Origin of the sequence: Almyronema sp., assembly GCF_052168255.1 — a bacterium.
Taxonomy (GTDB): Bacteria; Cyanobacteriota; Cyanobacteriia; order Phormidesmidales; family Phormidesmidaceae; genus Sphaerothrix; species Sphaerothrix epifaneia.
In genome coordinates, this window is the sequence record NZ_JBQLZL010000076.1 from 1 (window position 1) to 19,744 (window position 19,744).

At 50.4% G+C, this 19,744-nt stretch carries 12 protein-coding genes; 5 read left to right on the plus strand and 7 right to left on the minus strand.

Going from position 1 to position 19,744, the window contains the following annotated elements; all coding sequences use genetic code 11:
* Window positions 1-165 precede the first annotated feature (165 nt).
* Entirely contained in the window at window positions 166-1,485 is a 1,320-nt protein-coding gene (locus ACTS3T_RS17110; protein ID WP_462935277.1) for a DUF4236 domain-containing protein, read from the minus strand.
* A 757-nt stretch (window positions 1,486-2,242) separates the two neighbouring features.
* On the opposite strand from ACTS3T_RS17110, the gene ACTS3T_RS17115 reads away from it, so the two are divergent.
* Together ACTS3T_RS17115 and ACTS3T_RS17120 are read left to right on the plus strand one after the other, a co-directional pair.
* Window positions 2,243-2,488, plus strand: a complete 246-nt coding sequence (locus ACTS3T_RS17115; protein ID WP_462935278.1) for a hypothetical protein — start codon at window positions 2,243-2,245, stop codon at window positions 2,486-2,488.
* Window positions 2,489-2,664: 176 nt separating this feature from the next.
* Window positions 2,665-4,065, plus strand: coding sequence for a glycosyltransferase (locus ACTS3T_RS17120; protein ID WP_462935287.1), 1,401 nt, complete (start codon window positions 2,665-2,667; stop codon window positions 4,063-4,065).
* Here ACTS3T_RS17120 and puuE read toward each other — a convergent pair.
* The 4 genes from puuE to remA all read right to left on the minus strand — a co-directional run bounded on the left by puuE (window position 4,049) and on the right by remA (window position 6,903).
* Entirely contained in the window at window positions 4,049-4,969 is a 921-nt protein-coding gene (gene puuE / locus ACTS3T_RS17125; protein WP_377966796.1) for an allantoinase PuuE, read from the minus strand. The two genes, ACTS3T_RS17120 and puuE, sit on opposite strands and share 17 nt — an antisense overlap.
* Window positions 4,969-5,430, minus strand: coding sequence for a SufE family protein (locus ACTS3T_RS17130; protein ID WP_377966794.1), 462 nt, complete (start codon window positions 5,428-5,430; stop codon window positions 4,969-4,971). Before ACTS3T_RS17130 ends, puuE begins: the two co-directional genes overlap by 1 nt.
* Window positions 5,431-5,518: 88 nt before the next feature.
* A complete protein-coding gene (locus ACTS3T_RS17135; protein ID WP_377966792.1) occupies window positions 5,519-6,412 on the minus strand; it encodes an oxygenase MpaB family protein in 894 nt (297 codons plus the stop codon).
* Between the two features lie 227 nt (window positions 6,413-6,639).
* The gene (gene remA, locus ACTS3T_RS17140) at window positions 6,640-6,903 is read right to left on the minus strand and encodes an extracellular matrix/biofilm regulator RemA (RefSeq protein ID WP_377966790.1); all 264 of its coding nucleotides are present in this window, start codon (window positions 6,901-6,903) and stop codon (window positions 6,640-6,642) included.
* 200 nt (window positions 6,904-7,103) lie between these two features.
* Here remA and ACTS3T_RS17145 point away from each other — a divergent pair, with 200 nt between their 5' ends.
* Both ACTS3T_RS17145 and polA read left to right on the plus strand, forming a co-directional pair.
* Entirely contained in the window at window positions 7,104-8,867 is a 1,764-nt protein-coding gene (locus ACTS3T_RS17145) for an Rqc2 family fibronectin-binding protein (protein WP_377966788.1), read from the plus strand.
* A gap of 320 nt (window positions 8,868-9,187) precedes the next feature.
* A complete protein-coding gene (gene polA, locus ACTS3T_RS17150) occupies window positions 9,188-12,085 on the plus strand; it encodes a DNA polymerase I (protein WP_377966800.1) in 2,898 nt (965 codons plus the stop codon).
* A 2-nt stretch (window positions 12,086-12,087) separates the two neighbouring features.
* Here the strand turns inward: polA and ACTS3T_RS17155 are convergent, their stop codons facing one another.
* Together ACTS3T_RS17155 and ACTS3T_RS17160 are read right to left on the minus strand one after the other, a co-directional pair.
* Window positions 12,088-13,062, minus strand: coding sequence for a LysR family transcriptional regulator (locus tag ACTS3T_RS17155; RefSeq protein ID WP_377966787.1), 975 nt, complete (start codon window positions 13,060-13,062; stop codon window positions 12,088-12,090).
* A gap of 184 nt (window positions 13,063-13,246) precedes the next feature.
* Complete coding sequence (locus ACTS3T_RS17160) at window positions 13,247-18,373, minus strand: hypothetical protein (RefSeq protein WP_462935279.1); 5,127 nt, start codon at window positions 18,371-18,373, stop codon at window positions 13,247-13,249.
* A 657-nt stretch (window positions 18,374-19,030) separates the two neighbouring features.
* On the opposite strand from ACTS3T_RS17160, the gene ACTS3T_RS17165 reads away from it, so the two are divergent.
* Complete coding sequence (locus ACTS3T_RS17165; RefSeq protein ID WP_377966783.1) at window positions 19,031-19,735, plus strand: Crp/Fnr family transcriptional regulator; 705 nt, start codon at window positions 19,031-19,033, stop codon at window positions 19,733-19,735.
* The last annotated feature ends 9 nt before the right edge of the window (window positions 19,736-19,744 follow it).

The following is a 19,744-nucleotide window of genomic DNA, read 5'->3' on the forward strand; positions in this document are numbered from 1 at the left end:
ATTCGAGTTTCCATCGTTATGTTGAGCAGGGTTGCTATTCAGATGATTGGGGAGCTGATAAGGAGGTGATATTTGCGGACAAGGTGGGTTGGGAGTAGGAAAGTTTGTGCTGTTGGGTTTCGTTTCTCAACCCAACCTACGGGAGATCAGATCGCACTTGATCCATCAAGCCTTAAGAGATAATAATTCACCCTTTTTACTACAGGCGAATTTACCATTTAAACTTGCAAATGCTGATGTTGGATCTAAGAAATCTAAATTCAAATGTTCAAAATCTTGCTTTGAAATCTTAATGTAGAGGGAAGTAATATTTTCAGGGTGTCCGTTAGCTGGATTTACTTGTTCAGTTAAACCATGAAGTTCTACTATATCTACAGAGTGAATCACCCTGAATGTCTCATGGATTAGGCGTAAAGTTAAACCAGTACAAATGTCAGAGTATAATTTGAACCTGTCTTTCTGAGCCATTTTTCTGGAAGACAACTTACCAGTTTTAGTTAAACTCATTTTTTCTTCAGGAACTACATCTAACTCTGGAAGCTCCATGAAAATACAAACAGAGCTAACGTTTACGAACTCAATATCAAAGACAAGAGGAATTGGTAAATCTTCATTAGAAAGCTCGACTTCGAGCAGCTCTGCAAGCGGCTCCGGATCTTGTGAATTTACAGCGTTTCTTAATCGTCCTCGATATTGTTCTTCGCTATTCCAAATTTGCTTTCTTTCCTCCTGAGTATTTTGATGCTCTGTCTTTTCTAGCTCAATTTTAGCTAAGTAATCTTTATAAGTTCGCTGCTTGCTACGATTAAACTTATCATTTTCTTCCTTCAGCCTAGTTTGCAAGCGTTGCTCACATAACTTATCTAATCGGTTTCGTTCAAAAACGTAACTTGCTGCTGCTAAAACTAACACCAAAAGCGAAGCCCAAAAGCTTTGGAACAGGAGGATAAAACCTATTCCTATCAAGAAATATGTAATATAAAATCTGGAGTTTTTGCCTTTTATTTCCTGCCTCAGCGTTTCCTTCGAGAAGGTTTTTTCTGGCTCTGTAAAACCCGGAGGCTCATAAATTTCAGGTTGGTATTCCCCTCTTGGGGCAGTTAAGCTCCCCCAGTCGAAAGGCTGCTTCTCTCTATTTTTTAATATATTTGCTAATGAATCAATTTTTGCTTGAAAAAGTTTATAGCCTTCTTCTGCTTCTTGTAATAGTCTCTGCTTCTCCTCCTCCTTCTGTTGCCTCAGTAATTCTTTATAAGCCGACCTGTTGCTTGAATGAGAAGCGCTAGACCTTGTGTTGCTGCCCGAAGAGGTTTGTTTGACATAACTGATTCCTGTGCCGGGGATACTATATGTGGAGCGAACTCCTCGACTACTTATATTAACTGTCGCTCCCCGACCTCCAAGAGATAGGCTACCTCCGCTTTTACTGAGATTGATCTTGACACCTGGCGCTATTTTTACCGATTTTCTAAATCTGAATCCCATATAGCCACCATTTAGAACAACTCAATCTTAGTTTGGCCCAAGACATACTGAAGAAGCTTCTTGAAGCACTAATCCGATCAATAGTTCTAATTTCAGGGCGCTGCAATAATTTTCACAATAACTTGACCTAGATTCTTACAGACAATCTCTAAACCACTGCCCTTACCGTCAAGCCGAAGCAGCCCAACTATTGATTAGAGGGAAAGTTGCCACCTAAGATCCCCATACAGGTAAATAGGTGGAATTATGTCCGCCTAAGATCCCGATATGGGTAAATAGGTGGAATAAGTCAGTATAATCAGCCTTCTTGGTAGCTACCTGAAATATTTAAGGTTTGTTTGCTATTTCCGTGGTCAAGCTGCCCCATTCAACCCAACTCAATACCCACAATCACATCACTATTGACGCCGATCGCCTGCATGCCCTAAACTCACCCATTAAGCTGTAGACGGTTCAAACGTTACAGCTTTTTACACAGACTCAAAAACCTAGCGACTCCTGAAGGTGTTACCAGCACCAACAGGAGCCTAAACCCCCCAAACTCTAAGGCAGTTCGGGATGGTCTAGGGGTGATTTTACCCTTAGCCACCTCGCTTTGCGCTGCAATGTTGCGGGGTGGCTAAGTTTTTGGGTTCTGGGATACGGGAAGGCAGAAACCAGAAAGCAAAGGGCAGAAGGGGTTCAAAGCGCTTTCGGCTCAGCACTTTGGTTTTTGGCTTCCCGCCCAGACTCAAACCCAAAACGGAGTAAATAACCCATGTTTCAAGAGACAAGCAGCGGCGATCGCTCAATTCCTGCGATCGCCCTTCCCGACAGCACCCCTTCTGGTAATGGTGAAACGGTGCGGCTAATGATGTTTGGTTCTTTGCCCTGCGTGCGGCAAGAGATCCACCATCTGCACCTGAAAGACTACGCCGAACCTAATGACTGGAGCCGCCCGCTCTCTACCGGACGGCCTAACGAAGTGATGGTGATTCTGACCAAACGCTGTCGGCTCAATTAACCCCGTAGTCAGCAGCGATCGCCTGGTCAAAACCTACCGCGATCGCTGCTGGCTGGCCTGTGGGAAAATAGCCCAGTGTGCCACCGTGAGAGATCGTGATTCAAGCGCCAGCGCCCCAGCCAATCAACCGCTCTAAAGACCTGCTCAAAGCCGAGATTAAAGCCTATTTTGATCGCATGGCTCCAGAGCTAGATCGCTGGAGCGATCGCAATCGTTACTACTACCGCGATTTAGAACGCCTGCATCAGTTTTTGGTGCCGCCCGCTAGCCGGGTGCTAGAAGTGGGGTGTGGCACCGGAAATTTGCTGCGATCGCTGGCTCCTAGCCTGGGTGTCGGCATTGACTTTTCGCCTGCGGTGGTTCGCCTTGCCCAGCAAAAACATCCCCATCTGCACTTTTACTGTGTAGACGCCGAAACGTTAGAACCAAGCGACTTAGGCGATCAGTCCGCCCCTTTCGACTACATTGTGCTGTCGGGGGTGTTGGGCTACCTCAGCGACATTCAAAGCGTGTTGCAACGGCTACAACCCCTCTGCCATGCCCACACCCGCTTAATTTTGACCTTTCACAACTACCTTTGGGAACCGCTGCTGCAACTTGCCGATGCCACTGGGCAACGCCGACCTCAGCCTGTGCATAGCTGGCTATCGATGGATGATGTGGTGAATCTGGTATCGATTACGGGCTATGTGCCGCTAAAGCGAGGCCGACGCCTGCTGCTGCCAAAGCGGATTCCGGGCTTATCTGACCTGGCAAATCGCTATCTCGCGCCGCTACCGCTAATTAAGCATTTGGCCTTGACTAACTATGTCGTCGCCCGTCCCCAACCGGGTCTAGGGCAACGATCGCCAAATCCGAGTTGTTCCGTGATTATTCCAGCCCGCAACGAAGCCGGGAACATTGCAGACGCGATCGCCCGTTTGCCCCAGCTTGGCAGCCATACCGAAGTCATTTTTGTTGAAGGCCATTCTAGCGATGCCACCTGGCAGGCTATTCAAAATTTGCTGCAAACTTATCGGGGGGCTTTTTCGCTCAAGGCTTTGCAGCAAACGGGTAAAGGCAAAGCCGATGCGGTGCGGTTGGGGTTTGCGCAGGCGTCTGGAGACGTGCTGATGATTTTGGACGCCGACTTAACCGTACCGCCCGAAGATTTGCCCCACTTTTTTGAGGCGATCGCCTCTGGACAGGGTGAATTTATCAACGGTTCACGGTTGGTTTATCCGCGATCGCGCCAAGCCATGCCCTGGTTAAACACCCTGGCAAACAAGTTTTTTGCTCTGCTGTTTTCCTTTTTGCTAGAACAGCGGTTGAAAGATACCCTCTGCGGCACTAAGGTACTCTGGCGTAGCGACTACGAACGGATTGCCGCCGGACGGGCTTACTTTGGCGAGTTTGACCCCTTTGGCGACTTTGATTTGCTATTTGGCGCAGCCAAGCTGAATCTGCACATTGTCGAAGTACCGATTCGCTATCAGCCCCGCAGCTATGGCGAATCTAACATTGCCCATGTCAAAGAAGGGTTCGTGCTGTTGCGCATGTGCGCCTATGCCTGCCGCAAGCTCAAGTTTGTCCGCTAGGGTGATGCTGGTGCCAGTGGCGGGCAATGTCTACCCGACGACAAATCCAAACCTGGTCGTGACTTTGCACATAGTCTAAAAAGCGGGCCAAGGCTGCGGTGCGTCCGGGGCGTCCGGCGAGGCGGCAGTGCAGCCCCACACTCATCATTTTGGCGGCTGTTGCCCCTTCTTGGTAAAGCGTGTCAAAGGCATCGCGCAGGTAAGCAAAAAACTGATCGCCAGCGTTGAAGCCAGCGTAGGTAGCAAAGCGCATATCGTTGTTGTCGAGGGTGTAGGGCACCACTAAATGCGGCTGGCCGTAGTCATGCACCCAGTAGGGCAGGTCGTCGGCATAGCTATCAGAATCGTAAAGAAAGCCGCCAGCTTCACACACCAGATAGCGCGTATGCGGGCTGACCCGCCCCTGGTAAAACCCTAAAGGCCGCTGACCGGCCACTTGGGTATGAATCTCGATGGCTTGGCGAATATGCGATCGCTCCGTTTCAGCGCTGATGTATTGGTAGTCGATCCAGCGGTAGCCATGACTGGCAATTTCCCAATCGGCTGCGGTCATCGCCGCGATCGCCTCTGGATTGCGCGCCATCGCCATCGCCACCGCAAACACCGTCACGGGTAACTGTCGCTGCCTAAAGAGTCGATACAACCGCCAAAATCCAGCCCGACTGCCGTATTCATACATCGACTCCATATTTAAATTGCGGACACCCAGCAGCGGTTGCGCCCCCACGCTTTCAGACAAAAACGCTTCAGAGGCGGCGTCCCCATGCAAAATACAATTTTCGCCCCCTTCTTCGTAATTGATCACAAACTGTAGCGCTAGGCGGGCGTTTTGCGGCCATTGTGGATCTGGGGGAGTTTGTCCGTAGCCAATCAGATCTCTGGGGTAGGGATAGTCTTGGCTCATCAGTCTGTGGCGATCGCAACTTCAGTTGGCAGTTCTTCAACAAAAGGCAATACCTTCTTTTGCATCATCTTGAAGATATTGAAAAAGCCATTGGCTCGCGAAGGCGTCAGGCTGACATCTAGCTGCGTTTCTTGAATAAAATCAGGCGAAAGCGTCACAATCTCAATCGGTTTTAGCCCGTTGAGCGCCTGGATCAGCAAAGCCACCAACCCTTTTGTAATTTGAGCATCTGAGTCGGCTTGAAAAGCCACCGTGCCATCTTCAGCCAAGCTGGCAATTACATAAACCTGCGAAACACAACCGGGCACTTTATTTTCCGGCGTTTTTTCAGCTTCAGGAAACGCTTCTAGCTTTTTGGCAAACCACAGCAGTTGCTCATAGCGCCGTTTCGGGTCAGAAACCCGTTGAAAGCGCTTGACAACTTTTTCTACTGACGCTGGACGAGGCGATGAGGCAGACATTACCGAAAGAGCCGCTAAACTGCACAGCCTGGTTTTAGGCTAAACCCATTGTAGATCCATCTCTCGCCCCGGCTCTCTAGAGGTTGGCCTAGCGAGAGAGCTGCAAAATTTGATGAAACGGGCAGCGCGATCGCGGTGGAAAAGGAGCAGATGTCGCTTGATCTAACGTCTCGGCTGGGGCTAAATGGCCTTCCATCATCGGGGCAGGCTTAAACCCAGAAGACTTTCGCGGCGGTAGCCAGCGCAAGGCTTGCTGACGAAGTTTAAGCGCGCTCGTCACAAACTGACGCGATCGCGGCGTTGGTTGCGGCCAGTTTAGAGCGGCCAGCATGGTGTCATCTAGCAGGGCATAAACGCTAGATCGAACCAGCGGTTGCCCCAAGGCCGGAAACCAGCTCAACAGCATTTTTAACACCGCGTCAGCAACCAGGCGGTTAGCTTCTGAGTATTTGAGATGCTGGCGCTCAAAATCTTGATTAAACTGCTCAAAAGCCTCATAGGTCGTAGGAATATGCTGAATGTGCATCCGCTCTCCGACCGCTCGCCAAAAATAAAAGAGGGCTAAGCGCTCTTGCTCACACAAAGGCCGCCAGCCAAAACGCTGATTCCAGCGAATTGGTTCAAAAATAAACGTAGACAAAACGTAGAGATAGTCGGTGTTATGAATTCGATAACGACCGTGAATTTGATTCATGCGGGCGATCGCCGCTGATCCTTGCGGGCTATCGTAGCCCCAGTGCAAGATGTTAGCGATGAGCAACCCGGTATCGTCGTAGCGGTTTTGAGAATGATGGATAAACTTTCCCGTTTGCTGCAAAATGGCGGCAATGCTGGGCACACAAAACGTACGCAGCAGGGCAATTTCTAAAGCTCGATTGGTCGCCCAGGGAAACTCATAGCCAGTTGATAGCTGACAAATCTGGCGATGCTGAGTGACCGGATCAAGGGACTGAATTTGATGAAGATACTGATATCGCTGCATGGGTAGCAGTACCACTCCCAGAAAGGACGAAAAGAAGGTCAGGAACTGCTTGTTTCTTCAGGAAATTTAGATACACGTCCGGAAATTGCAGGCAAATTTAACGACAGATTGGCGCAAACCAGAATAAATACAGAGCAATTGTCAAAGCCAAACGAATTGCTGATTTTTCATCGTCAAATATACGGATTTTGATCGCCTTAAATTGGCTCAGAAAGCACAGGCAGCAGTTAGGTATCGGTTGCCCCTTCTTTGCTAGGAATAAAGCGGTGCGCTACCGTTTCGGGTTGAATAGCTGAGAGAATAATGTGGCCAGAGTCCATAACAATAACAGCGCGCGTACGGCGACCATAGGTGGCATCCACTAACTCGCCGCGATCGCGAGCATCCGTAATGACTCGCTTAATCGGTGCCGACTCCGGACTGACAATAGCAATCACTCGGTTCGCAGAAATAATGTTGCCAAATCCAATGTTTATGAGCTTAATGTCCATAAATAATTTGCGTGGAAGAACCGAGCCGGACGTTAAGAAAGAGATCCTTTAGACTTAATGGTAGCTAAAAAAAAATTAAGGCGATCGCGCTAAGGCCAAGACTAAAGCGAGCGAGCTACATCGACTAAAAGCAGCCGCTAAAAGCGCGATGGATCCGCCAAAGTAAGAGCCTTGTCTTTCATTATTTGTGTGGTTTTGAGATGCAACCTGTTGACTTTACAACCCTGATTGCGGCTGGTCACGAACTGCGTTCAGAATGGCTTCCTTCCCGTTGTGAACAGGTATATCAGCGCGATCGCTACACCCTTTGCATTGCCCTGCGCACCCTCCAACAGCGCGGTTGGTTGACTATTTCTTGGCACCCGCAAGCCGCCCGCCTGCATATCGCAGAAGCGCCGCCCCGCCTGCCCGACACGTTTACCTTTAGCCAGCAGCTTAAGCATCAGCTCAATGGATTAGCGCTGATCAAAATTGAGGCGATCGCCCCTTGGGAGCGAGTGCTCGATTTGCAATTTGGCCAACGGCCTGATGACCCCGCCCAGTGGCATCTCTATGTTGAGATTATGGGCAAATATAGCAATGCCATTCTGACCACCGCCCAGCAGCAAATTGTGACCGCTGCCCATCAGGTCAGTGAAGCGCAATCGAGGGTGCGCCCCATTCAAACCGGAGATTTCTATCAACCCCCCCCGGCCATCACCGACCCGCTGCCGAGCTTGCAAGAAACTCAGGCTAGCTGGCAAGAACGCATTAGCCTGATTCCAGGTGGGCTAAAGAAAATGATGATGCAGGTGTATGGCGGGCTGAGTTCAGCTTTAGTGCGATCGCTAATTGAAGCCGCTAACTTAGATCCCAGCCAATCTACCGCAAGTTTGACAGAGGCAGACTGGCAACGGCTCTTTCAGCAATGGCAGCGCTGGCTACAGCAGCTTCAGCAGGGCGACTTTCAACCGGGTTGGTGCGAAACAGGCTATACCGTGATTGGCTTAGGGATGACGCAACCAATAGCAACCGTGCAAGCGTTGTTGCAGCAGTACTATACGCACGAACTCAATCTTCAGCTTTTTCAGCAGTTGCACCACCGCATTACGCAAAAACTGCAATATCTCCTGAAAAAACTGCGGCAAAAAGAATCTACTTTTTTGAGCCGTCTGCAACAGTCTGATCAAGCCGATCAGCAACGGCAACAGGCCGATTTACTCATGGCCTATGCCTATCAGTGGCAACCCGGCATGAAAAGCATGACCCTGGCCGATTTTGTCACGGGCGATCCGGTGCAGATTCCTCTCAACCCCGAAAAAAACGCTATTCAAAACGCGCAAGCGCTTTACAAGCAGCACCAAAAGCTCAAACGCGCTCGTCAAGCTGTCGCCCCGTTGCTGGCTGAGGTGAGAGCAGAAATGAACTATCTAGAGCAGGTTGAAGCGGCGCTATTGCCTTTAGACCACTACGAAGATGCCAGCGATTTAACCGCCTTGCAAGAAATTTACGAAGAGCTAATTGCCCAGGGTTACCTCAGCGATCCTAACCAGCGTGAAGGCAGTTCGCGATCGCCCGAACCAACCCGCTTTTATCGCTACCAGACGCCTAACGGCTTTGAAGTCATTATCGGTCGCAACAATCGGCAAAACGACAAGCTGACCTTTGGCGTCGCCACTGACTACGATTTGTGGTTTCACACCCAAGAAATTCCTGGCAGTCATGTGCTGCTGCGGCTAGAACCGGGTACCGTACCCGATGAAGCCGACTTACAATATACCGCCAACTTAGCCGCCTACTTTAGCCGCGCTCGCCAAGCCGACCAGGTACCCGTCATTTATACCGAACCGAAAAACGTTTACAAACCCAAAGGTGCCAAACCGGGCATGGTGATTTACAAACGCGAACAGGTCTTATGGGGACAACCGCAGGCGATCGCTCAGCAGCCTCATCTCACCCCGGCAGAACCGGTCTCTGCTTTGTAGAAGCAGCAAACGCGATCGCGCTTATCGTTTAATCATCAGAAAAGGTTATGTCTTTAGGCAGAAAAGTTGTAAAGTTTTATAAAAAAATTTGGTACTCATTGATACAATAAGTAATTGGAGAGCAGATGTATAAGTCTGTAATTTGCTGGCGTGTGGGAGCGTTCAGCAGGTTTCCTCCACTTGAGAGAACAACGTAATGCTAAGCATTTTAATTATTCGGCCCTGAAATCGGGGCCGATTTTTTTTGCCACTACAATTGATAGAGTCCTTTGCCCCATAAGTTTGTGACTGCTCAGAGCAAAACTTCCCCGCCCACCCTAATGCTGATTGACGGGCATTCGCTGGCTTTTCGCGCCTACTTTGCTTTTTTAAGAGGCTCTGAAGGCGGATTGCGGACGTCTACTGGCATTCCAACTAGCGTCTGTTATGGCTTTCTCAAGTCCATGTTAGACATGATGGAAGCAGAAAAACCCGACTACGCGGCTGTTGCGTTTGATTTAGAGCAGCCCACCTTTCGACATCAGCTAGATGATTCTTACAAAGACGGCAGACCCGAAACGCCAGAAGAATTTCTAGAAGATGTTCATAACCTCAAAGAACTGCTGCAAGCCTTTAACTTGCCAGTGCTGACAGCTCCCGGCTACGAAGCTGACGATGTCATTGGCACCCTGGCTACTCAGGCTCAGCTCGCTGGCTATCGCGTCAAAATTCTCAGCGGCGATCAAGATCTGTTTCAGCTCATTGATCCAGCAGGGCAAGTTTCTGTGTTGCATTTGGGCAGTGTTTTTGCCAAAGGAGGCCGACAGTCGCTAGCCAAAGAGTTTAAGGCCGCCGAAGTCATCGAAAAGTTGGGCATTGCCCCCCACCAGGTGGTAGATTACAAAGCGCTGTGTGGCGATGCTTCAGACAATATTCCAGGGGTCAAAGGCATTGGAGCCAAAACGGCTGTTAAGCTTTTAAGTGAATACTCATCGCTAGATGAAATTTACGCCAACTTGGTTAATATCAAGGGCGCGGCACAAAAACGGCTTGAAGCCGATCGAGAAAAAGCCTATCACTCGCAACAGATGGCGCGTATCGTCCTAGATGTGCCCCTCAACGCTAACCTAGCCGACTGTAAGCTAGAAGGTTTTGAGCTTAACCAAGTTGCCCCCATCTTAAAAAAACTAGAGTTTACTCACTTTTTGAGTCGCCTTCCCAAGCTGCAAGTCGCCTTTGGTGGCGAAGCGCTCGACGTCGATCAGTTCGCCTCTGCATCTGTTGCTGCCCCCGTCGCCGCCGAAGATGCGTTTGAAGATCCCGATCTAGCCTTTTTTAGCGCTGAGGAAACCGACCAGGCTCAGTTGCAGCCAATTGCCGCCCCTAAAATTAAACCCCAGGTTATTCAAACCCAGGATCAGCTAGCCGAGTTGGTGGCACGTCTGCAAACCCTAACGGCTACCAGCAGCCCCGTAGCCTGGGATACCGAAACCACGGCGATCGAACCCAGAGATGCCGAACTGGTAGGAATTGGCTGCTGCTGGGGGCCTAGCCTTGCCGATATGGCTTACATTCCCACCGGGCACAAGCAAGGTGAGCAGCTTTCTGTAGCAACGGTTCTCACCGCTTTGCGACCCATTTTAGAAAGCGATCGCCATCCTAAAGCCTTACAAAATGCCAAGTTCGATCGCCTGGTGTTGCGGTGCCAGGGCATCGAACTCAAAGGGGTGGTCTTTGACACCATGTTAGCTAGCTATGTGATCAACCCCGAATCTAGCCACAATCTCAGCGAGCTGGGGCTAAAATACCTCAACGTTGTGAGTGAAAGCTACAGCGACTTGGTTCCCAAGGGGCAGTCGATCGCCGATTTAGACATTGCCAGGGTCGCCCGTTATTGCGGCACCGATGTCTATACCACTTTTCATCTGGTAGCTCCGCTTCAGCAGGCGTTGGCGACAGTGCCAGAGCTAGCCACTCTCTTTAGTCACGTGGAAGTGCTGCTAGAGCCTGTCCTGGCAGAGATGGAATACCAGGGTATTCGGATTGATCGAGACTATCTCAACAACTTCTCCCACCAGCTAGAAACTGATCTGCAAGCGATTGAAAAGAAAGCCTACGCCGCCGCCGGAGAAACGTTCAACCTCGGTTCTCCCAAGCAGCTTAGCGAACTGCTATTTGACAAACTCGGCTTAGACAAGCGTAAGTCTCGCAAGCTCAAGTCGGGCGGCTATTCAACCGACGCCGCTACTTTAGATAAGCTGCAAGGCGATCACGCTGTCGTGGATTTGATTGTAGAACACCGCACATTAGCCAAACTGAAATCGACTTACGTTGATGCTTTGCCCGCCTTAGTCCGCCCCGATACCCAACGTGTGCATACAGACTTTAATCAGGCAATTACAGCAACCGGGAGGCTGTCTTCTTCAAATCCTAATTTACAAAATATTCCAATTCGTACAGCCTTTAGCCGTCAAATACGAGCAGCCTTTATTCCAGCCGAAAATTGGTTACTGGTGGCGGCTGACTATTCTCAAATTGAGCTACGCATTCTGGCTCACCTTAGCGGCGAACCCGTTTTGGTGGAGGCTTACCGCAATCAAGCCGATGTACACACGCTAACGGCGCGACTGCTGTTTGAAAAAGACGAGATTACGGCTGAAGAAAGGCGTTTGGGCAAGGTTATTAACTTTGGCGTTATTTACGGTATGGGAGCAGCCCGTTTTGCCCGCGAGTCTGGGTTTAGCCGTAGCGATGCTAAGGTTTTTATCGATCGCTTTAACCAACGCTATCCCAACGTTTTTGCCTACTTGCAGCAGATGCAGCGAGAAGCGATCGCTTATGGTTATGTGCAAACCATCATGGGTCGTCGCCGCTACTTTAATTTTGATAGCCGCACGTTAAAGGGGCTTAAGGGTAGTGATCCCAATGAAGTTGATCTCGATCAGCTCAAAGTGCGTAGCTATGATGCGGCTTACCTACGCGCTGCCGCCAATGCGCCGATTCAAGGCTCTAGCGCCGACATTATTAAAGTTGCCATGATTCGCCTGCACGAACTGCTCAAACCGTACCAGGCTCGTCTACTGCTTCAGGTTCATGACGAACTGGTATTTGAAATTCCGCCGGAAGAATGGGCCGATCTGCAAACCCGGATTGCCGATACGATGGAAACCGCCGTTGGCCTAAAAGTACCGCTGAAAGTCGAAGTTCATGCCGGTAGCAATTGGATGGCGGCAAAGTGAGCTTAAGCCGCCCCAGAGACGGCTGTTTTGGCAAGCTGTTGCTTGAGTGAGTCGCGACCTAAGTTGGGCAAAAACTTTTCTGCTAGCTCGTGACTCTCTTCCATCAAATATTCCAAAAAGCTCTCTGCTACCACCGAAAGCTGTTTACCTGCAAGGTGCGCCACATACCAGTGCCGCTCGATGGGAAAATTTTCGACATCAAGAATGGCAAATTCGCCCGTTGTGCCTTCAGAAATAATGGTGTGTTGAGACAGCACAGAAATACCCAAACCGCCTGCGATCGCCTGTTTGATTGCCTCATTGCTGCCCAGTTCTAAACGCACTTTGACATCGATTTTGTGCGTTTCTAAGAGCTTTTGCACCGCCTGCCGCGTGCCTGAACCGGGTTCTCGCATGATAAACGGCTCGTCGTTCAGGGCGGTAATGGGAATTTTAGACTGCCCTACCAGTGGGTGGCTTTTGGGCGCTAATACCACCAGCGGATTTTCTAGGAAGGGATAAATCTTGAGGTCAGGCTGTTCCGGTGGCTGGCTAATAATGTATAAATCGTCTTCATTGTTGGCCATGCGCTCTTGAATGTGCTGATGGTTCGTCACCTTCAGAGAAATGTCAATTCCCGGATAGCGGTGGCAAAATGGCCCCAACAGCCGGGGCACGAAGTATTTAGCCGTAGTGATAACGGCCAAACGAAGTTGCCCCTGCTTCATCCCTTTAAGGTCAGCTACCGCCATTTCAAACTGGGACAAACCTTCAAAAATTTCTTGACAGGTTTCTAACAGTTTTTGACCTGCTTGGGTTAAAAAGAGGCGCTTGCCAATTTGTTCAAATAGCGGCAAACCAACCGCTTTTGTCAACTGCTTCACCTGAATTGAAACAGTGGGTTGCGTTAGATAAAGCTCTTCAGCTGCACGCGTAAAGCTACCGTGTCGAGCCGTTGCTTCGAAAACTTTGAGCTGATGTAGCGTTGCGTGAATCAACGGTGCTCCTCCGGGCTTCAACCTTTCATAGATTAAATTCTATCAAAAAACAGATTGATAGTGTAAAAAATCTATGTTTTCTCAGTTGTGAATAAAGCCAGAAAATGCAAAAGCGCGATGAAATCTGGCTTTCAGCTAATACCGAGGGCAAAACAGCCTTGTTCGCGCGAGTTAGGTCAGCTTTTTAAGCAACTTCAGCCGCCAGATCAGCAATTAACGGCTCATCTAGCGTCTGTTGCTTGTGGGCTAATAGCTGGTTTAGGTGCTGTTTTAGCCGTTCACTTTGAGCCTCATTGGGCACATAAATTTGATTACCCTGCTTGGTAAAGAGGGGAGCCGTTGTCAGCGTCGCATACCCTGCCCGTTCAACCGAGTCAGCCGCAATTAGGCCAAAATCGGCTTCGGTCGGGACTAAGCCGGGGGGTAAGTGCCCTTCTAATAACGCCAAAACATGCATCTGACAAGCTTGGGTGTTGATGCCCCGTTCTTCTAAACGATGCATAATACCGCTGACGGGTAAAGGATGGTCAGGGAAGACCCGCAACAATTCTGCTAGCAAGAAGTAGTCGTTGTATTGCTGGCGGGTAATTTCTAAAACTTCAGGATAGCGGCAAAGATTGACCAGTCCATAAGCGACTCGGCTACAGCTAGGGGGGCGATCGCCGGGATAAGTATCTTGAATAATAGTGGCGTTGGGAAATTTCTGTCTCAGCCAGCGGGCAAAGGCGGCTAGCGACGCTGACCCCCCGGTGCAGATGACCTGATTGACGGCTGGGGCAGACAGACCGCTTTGACTGAGTAAGATATTGAGCTGTTGATTCACCCGCTGAATATAGGGTAAGAAAATACGGCTTTCTAGATCTCGCCGTTTAACAGTCCAAGCTTGATTGCCCAGATTAAGCTGAAACTGGCTTTGATGTTGCAAAATCAGTTTTAGGTAACGGGCAGCTTCCAGCAGGCTTTGGCCAAGCAAAGAGCTGTTTAAGCGTTGTTGCAGACGATGGCGATTGGCTAAATCAGGTTCGCCCGCACGAGGAAGAATCAAGTTTTCTAGCTGCAGATTTTGCCAATCGGCTGCGGTAATTAGAGAAGCTGATTGCCAGTTCCAGCCATTGTTTTTTTCATGAGCTGCTGGCAGTCTTACCTCGCGATCGCGGGTTTGGCGCATTTCGGCGGGATAAAGTAGCCGACAAAGAATGTCTTGATCGATCGCATCCCCCCCATAGGCAAAGCTACGCAAGGTAAAGTTTTCGTGCTTGAGATCGCTTAGCTCAGCAGGAATTGAAACAATTGCCAGTTCAGTCAAGGTAGCCCCGCCGTTAATGACGACGGTGCCCCCCTGCCAGCGGGCTTGGTAGAGTGTTTGCTGACGGGTGACTTGAGGATTGGCGGCTGGCGTTGAGTTGGCGACGGGTTGCGGCAGGCCAGAAAGCACAACCGCGATCGCATCTTCCACAAAAAAGATTTGCTCCGGCTGATTGACAAGCTGTGCCGCTAAAATAGCTTCACGAATATTGAAACTGTAGGTATCTGGCCAATTGGCCGGGTAGCCAACAATAACCCCTTGTAGCTTTGACAAAACAGTAGTTAGCGGCTGGGTTAAGCCCAAGGCAGCGCAGTGCTGGTCTTGTAGCGCTGCTAATAGCTGTTGCAAGGTGGCTTGCACGGTTAATAGGGGTAGCTGCTGATCTTCAGACCATTGCAACCAGGGTTCTAAATCGGCCTGGGGAACTGTGATTTTGAGTAGCGGCTTGAAGTGCCGTAGCCAAAGCTGATGGGATGCCGATACGGTTGAATGGGCAGGTTGCGGCACGGCAGCTAGCCCCACTGAGGCAATTTGCCATTGGGGGGGATGGGTAGCGGTAGTTTGCTCAAGCTGGGCGATCGCGGGCAAGCGAAAGTTGCGTCCGGTTTCTTCAGCCGTTGCGGCATCAGAGGCCAGCCAGTAAAGAGGATACACCTGATCGTTGGTGCGATCCATCAGAACCGCCGAAAGTCCGGTCGTTCCCAAGTCAATCCCCAAAAACCAGTGCTGTGGGTGGGTTGCCTCATCAGCCTCAACAGGCGGCAGAGTGTTAGACTGGTCGGCTTGGTCAACCTCGGCTATCGATGGCTGCACTGAATCGCCTGCAAGCGTCGCGGCTGCAGGCTCCCGGCGGGCGGTTTCGGCCAGTTCAGGGAGCGCATTCGGCTCATCGGTCAACAGCTCAGGGGCAGAATCGGCGGTAGGCAGACGAGTCAACATATCATTAGACTCGTCTAGGGCAGCCGTTGCTGACGGGAGGTCGCGTTCTAAGTCCGATTCAAAATCTGGAATATCCGGTCTGACTGCCGATTCAGGGGGTTGCGGCTCATCTAAATCGGTTTCTGACGTTGCCGCTAGTGAGGCATCCAAGGCGGACAAATTGGCGGCTAAAGTGTCCCAGGTTGCCCCGTCGGCGGCTGGGTCGTCAGTGGCCGGGGGTTCGAGATCGGGCACCTGTGGTTGGTCAGCAGCCTCAGCGGAGCCAAGCGCGGCTTCCTCACCCCAAGCCAGATCCAGGTCGTCTGGTAGATCCAAAGAAAAGTCAGGCTCTAGCTCAGCCGCAGAACGGTCTTCAACCGGATCAGGCGCTCCTATGGGTTCTGCAACGTCCCCTAACGAAAAATCATCAAAGGTGTCACTGAACGCCTCTGCCCGATTTTCATCAGGGGAAGCTGGCTGATCAGCTTCAGGTGAAAGGTCTTCAAAGGAAAGATTTTCCAGCGTTTCTAAAGACAAATTAGGGCGATCGCTCGGCGCATCATCTGGGGTTGCCAAGTTATCGAGTTCGTCTAGGTTGTCTAAGTTGTCTAGCTCACTTAGCGAAACCTGCCACGCCGGATCAGCGATCGCCTCATCTGGCTCAGCCATCGGCATTTCTTCAGGAGCTTCTTGCGGTGGGGGGGTATCTGCCGGGGGGGGTGAAAAGTCAATGTCTTCTAGTTCGAGGGCAGATAGCGCTTCCAAAGAAAGGGTTTCTGCCGTTTCAGACGTGTCTGCTTCTACCTCAGTAGCGGCAATTAAATCTTCTAGAGTGGCCCCCGTCTCTTCTACTTCGTCGTCCCGGTTGTCGGCCTGTAATTCGTCAGCAAAAGCACGCCAGTCACTCAAGGTAGACGATGAACTTGAGACGGCAGGCGGGTCAACATCAGGCGCGATCGCCTCATTGTCAGCAACGCTGGCTAACTCATCTGGAAAATCAAAGGCTAACTCATCTAATAGAGGCGTATCTTCCGGGAAAAGTTCATCACTGCGATCGCGGCTCAGGTTTAAATCCGACTCAGTCAGCGCTTCTGGTTCCAAGCCTTCTAGGCTAGAAAGATCGGCGCTCAGTTGCTCTAACACCGATGAGTCTAAATCCAGGCTCAACTCGACAACATCGTTAGCCTCAGCGTCATCGACTAGTAAGTCTTCGTTGGGCGGGGCGGGAATGTAGGCATCCTCCGTCAGCGCCTCTGGCGATAAACTCAGCGTTTCATCGAAGCCTGCCAGTAAGGTGTCTGAGGTTGAAAAACTAGCAGTCGGGTGGTCGGGCAGTAGCTCAGCAAGTGAAGCAATTGTCTCAGGGACTTCACTGGTTTGGTGGCCATTGCTTTCGCTTTCGCTACCTGCAAAAAAAGAATCTAAGGTAACGGGTTCAGGAGACGTTTCGACAGAATCGATCGTTTCACCCAAAAGCAAGGTATCCAAATTCTCTAGTTGATCGGGGGTGACAGCCTCATTATCTAAATCATCTAACTGATCTAGATTATCTAACTGATCGAGGGTCGCCGCCTCGTCAACCGCCTCTACCGAATCGATATCTAAATCATCTAACTGGTCTAAATTATCTAAGTGATCGGAGGTCGTCGCCTCATCAACCGTCTCTACCGAATCGACTTCAGCCGATGTGTCGGCAGTGGCCATGTCAGTCTCTAAATTTTCCAGCCCCGCTAGCTCAACCGTCAAAAAGTCTAGTGCGTCTACGGCTGCTGTTGCTTCGTCGGTTGGTGGCTGAGCTGCTTCAGGCGGGGTCGTTGGCTGGCTTAGCTCAACTGCTGCGGCTATATCTTCTGGGCCAAACAGACTTTCGTAGAGCGTATCAATCTCTTCTCGATATTCGCCAGTAGGGGCTGACGGCTCAGGCTCAAAGGCCGCTAGCTTGTCTAATGGATCTGCTGCGGTAGCTGCTGCCGGCGAATCGAGAGGGCTTTGGATGACGGTAGCGTCTTCATCGGCGGCAAAGGTGTCTGCTTCAGGCTGATCAAACTGTAGTTGCGTAATCTCCTCGTCTAGCTGGAGCAGGGTAATATCGTCATCATCGTCAAAATCAAAGTCTAGATCGAGCGAGTCTAGATCGAGGGCGGCTTCAGCGATCGCCGCCGGATCGTTCCAATCGCTTGCGGGTGGAATTTCGTCAGCTACTTCAGATTCGGCCAGTTCTGTCTGCTCACTTTGAGACATCAGCAGTCGTTGCTCGGGTTCAGGCGATCGCGCTGCCGCTAAATAAGCAGAAGCTTCCTGGCTAAGCTGCTCAGCTAGATGGTTAATCAGCGCTGAAACCACAATTTCCCCTTGCTGCCCCAGGCTGTGCATATTTTCTAGCCCTTGGGCAAGCGACGCTTGATAGCTAGCAACGCTGTTTTGCAACGCTTCAAAAACCGTCGTCAAGGTAGAGTCAAGCTTTAGCAAAAGCTGATCGCTTTGATCTTGTAACCGCTGTAGTTGGGCGAGCTGCTGACTCGAAGAAGCATTGAGTAAGGCAGTTACATCAGCGTCCGGGCGATCGCCTTGAAGCAAGCGGTCAGACTGTTGCACCGTTTGAGTCAGGCGCTGAGTCAGCGTTTCCTGCATTTGTTCAATCAGCGCTTGCAGAAACTCTGCCAGAGGCGGTTTGAGTTCATCCCTGTCTGGGCTGCGTAAACGCTCCACCTCCAAAAGCCGCACTTCTTTTAGCAAGCTGTCTCGCTGCTGCTGGAGCGCATCTACTTCTACCCGCATCGGCTGCAACATCTGCGTACGCAGATAGTCCATTTCTTGCAGCAATGCTTGCAAAACCTGCTGGGCAGAATTTTCCAGGGTCGCAGGTACACTTAGCTCAGCTAGTTCAGCCGCCTCCCCCCAGCCAGACTCAGAAGGAACATTCGCCAGCCCTGTTCGCGAGGCTAAATAGTCTCGAATTTTCTCTAAAACCTGTCGCTGTTGGCTCGCTTCACTCGACATCACCCAGGGCAGACGTGGGCTTGCCTTGCCAAGAACAGCGTCAATTTCAGCAATCAGTTGTTGAATTTGGTTCTGCTGAGAAGTCACACCGAAAACCCTGAACACAATGTCGTTAGAAAAGGCGCAAATTAAGCGATCGCCTCAAGCAGCCAGTATATGCCTATAAACATGCCCACTTGCTAAAGGTTAGCTTGCTGACCCAAGAAAATCTGTTGCTCAAAGTGTAGAGCAGGCTACCGCTAAAATGACACTTCTCAACAGATTTCTCGATTTGAGCGGTTCTAGCAACCTGCTCAAATCGATTTTGCCGCTGTCAGAAACTTATTTTTTAATAAGTTTTAACATTTTTTCGCAACGGCTCCGGCGATTGATTAAGCTGTGCCAGACCTCGCGATCGCATCTATACAGATCTGTATTCTGTATTCTGTGTTCGACAACTTTACTGCCTATTACCCTTGCCTGACGCTGCCGTTTGACTCGATTGAGTGCTCGGTTTTAGCCCCGGCCTGAGGGCAAGGATAAACGCTTGTTTCAGCAAAAAGGGGTGCTATAGTTAATAACTCCGATAAAATCAGGGAAGTGAGGCATAGCTGTGGCTAGCGATCGCCTGTCTGGGCTGTTAGGTTGGTAGCATGCCCCGTTTGTAGAGCTACAGCTAGCTAGTTGAGGCGATGCGGCCTTCACCTGCCAGTGAACCGCCAAAGTTTTGGGCTATGTGATGCAAAAGCTGTTTTTTTGAGCTTCATGGACGTTCGCTATACCTCTCGAGATCATCACATCGATAGCGCCTTAATTCAGGCGGCTCCTTTTTTTGCGGAGTTACCTCAAGAAGCCGTCGAGAAGGCAACGGCTCAAGTCGTGACGCGTCGTCACCCAGCCAATCAGGTCATTTTGCTAGAGAATGATTGGGGCAGCTCGGTTTACTTTATTTTGGAAGGCTGGGTCAAAATCCGTACCTACAACCTAGATGGCAAAGAGGTAACGCTCAATATTTTGGGCAAGGGAGAACTCTTTGGTGAGATGGCTCCTTTAGATGAAGTTCCACGCTCAACCGATGTGATTACGCTGGTACCGACGGTCATTGGCAACATGCCTGCCAACGACTTTGTTACCCTTATTCAAAGCGAACCGATGGCGGGTATTCGCTTAGCTCAGTTGATGGCTCGACGGTTACGCCAAGTCAACCGCAGACTCCGATTGCGCGAATCGGATAGTATGTCGCGGGTGGCCGATATTATTCTATTTCTGGCAGATGGTCAGGGTACGATGGGAGAGGGGGGCGTTGAAATTCCTAACCTGCCCCACCGGGAACTCAGTAGCCTCAGTGGTTTAGCACGGGAAACCGTTACGCGTGTACTCAGTAAGCTAGAAAAGAAAGAGCTGATTACGCGCAATCGAGATACTGTTTGTATTCCTGATCTAGATGCGTTAGAGCGTTTGCTAGTGTAGCCACTGGGC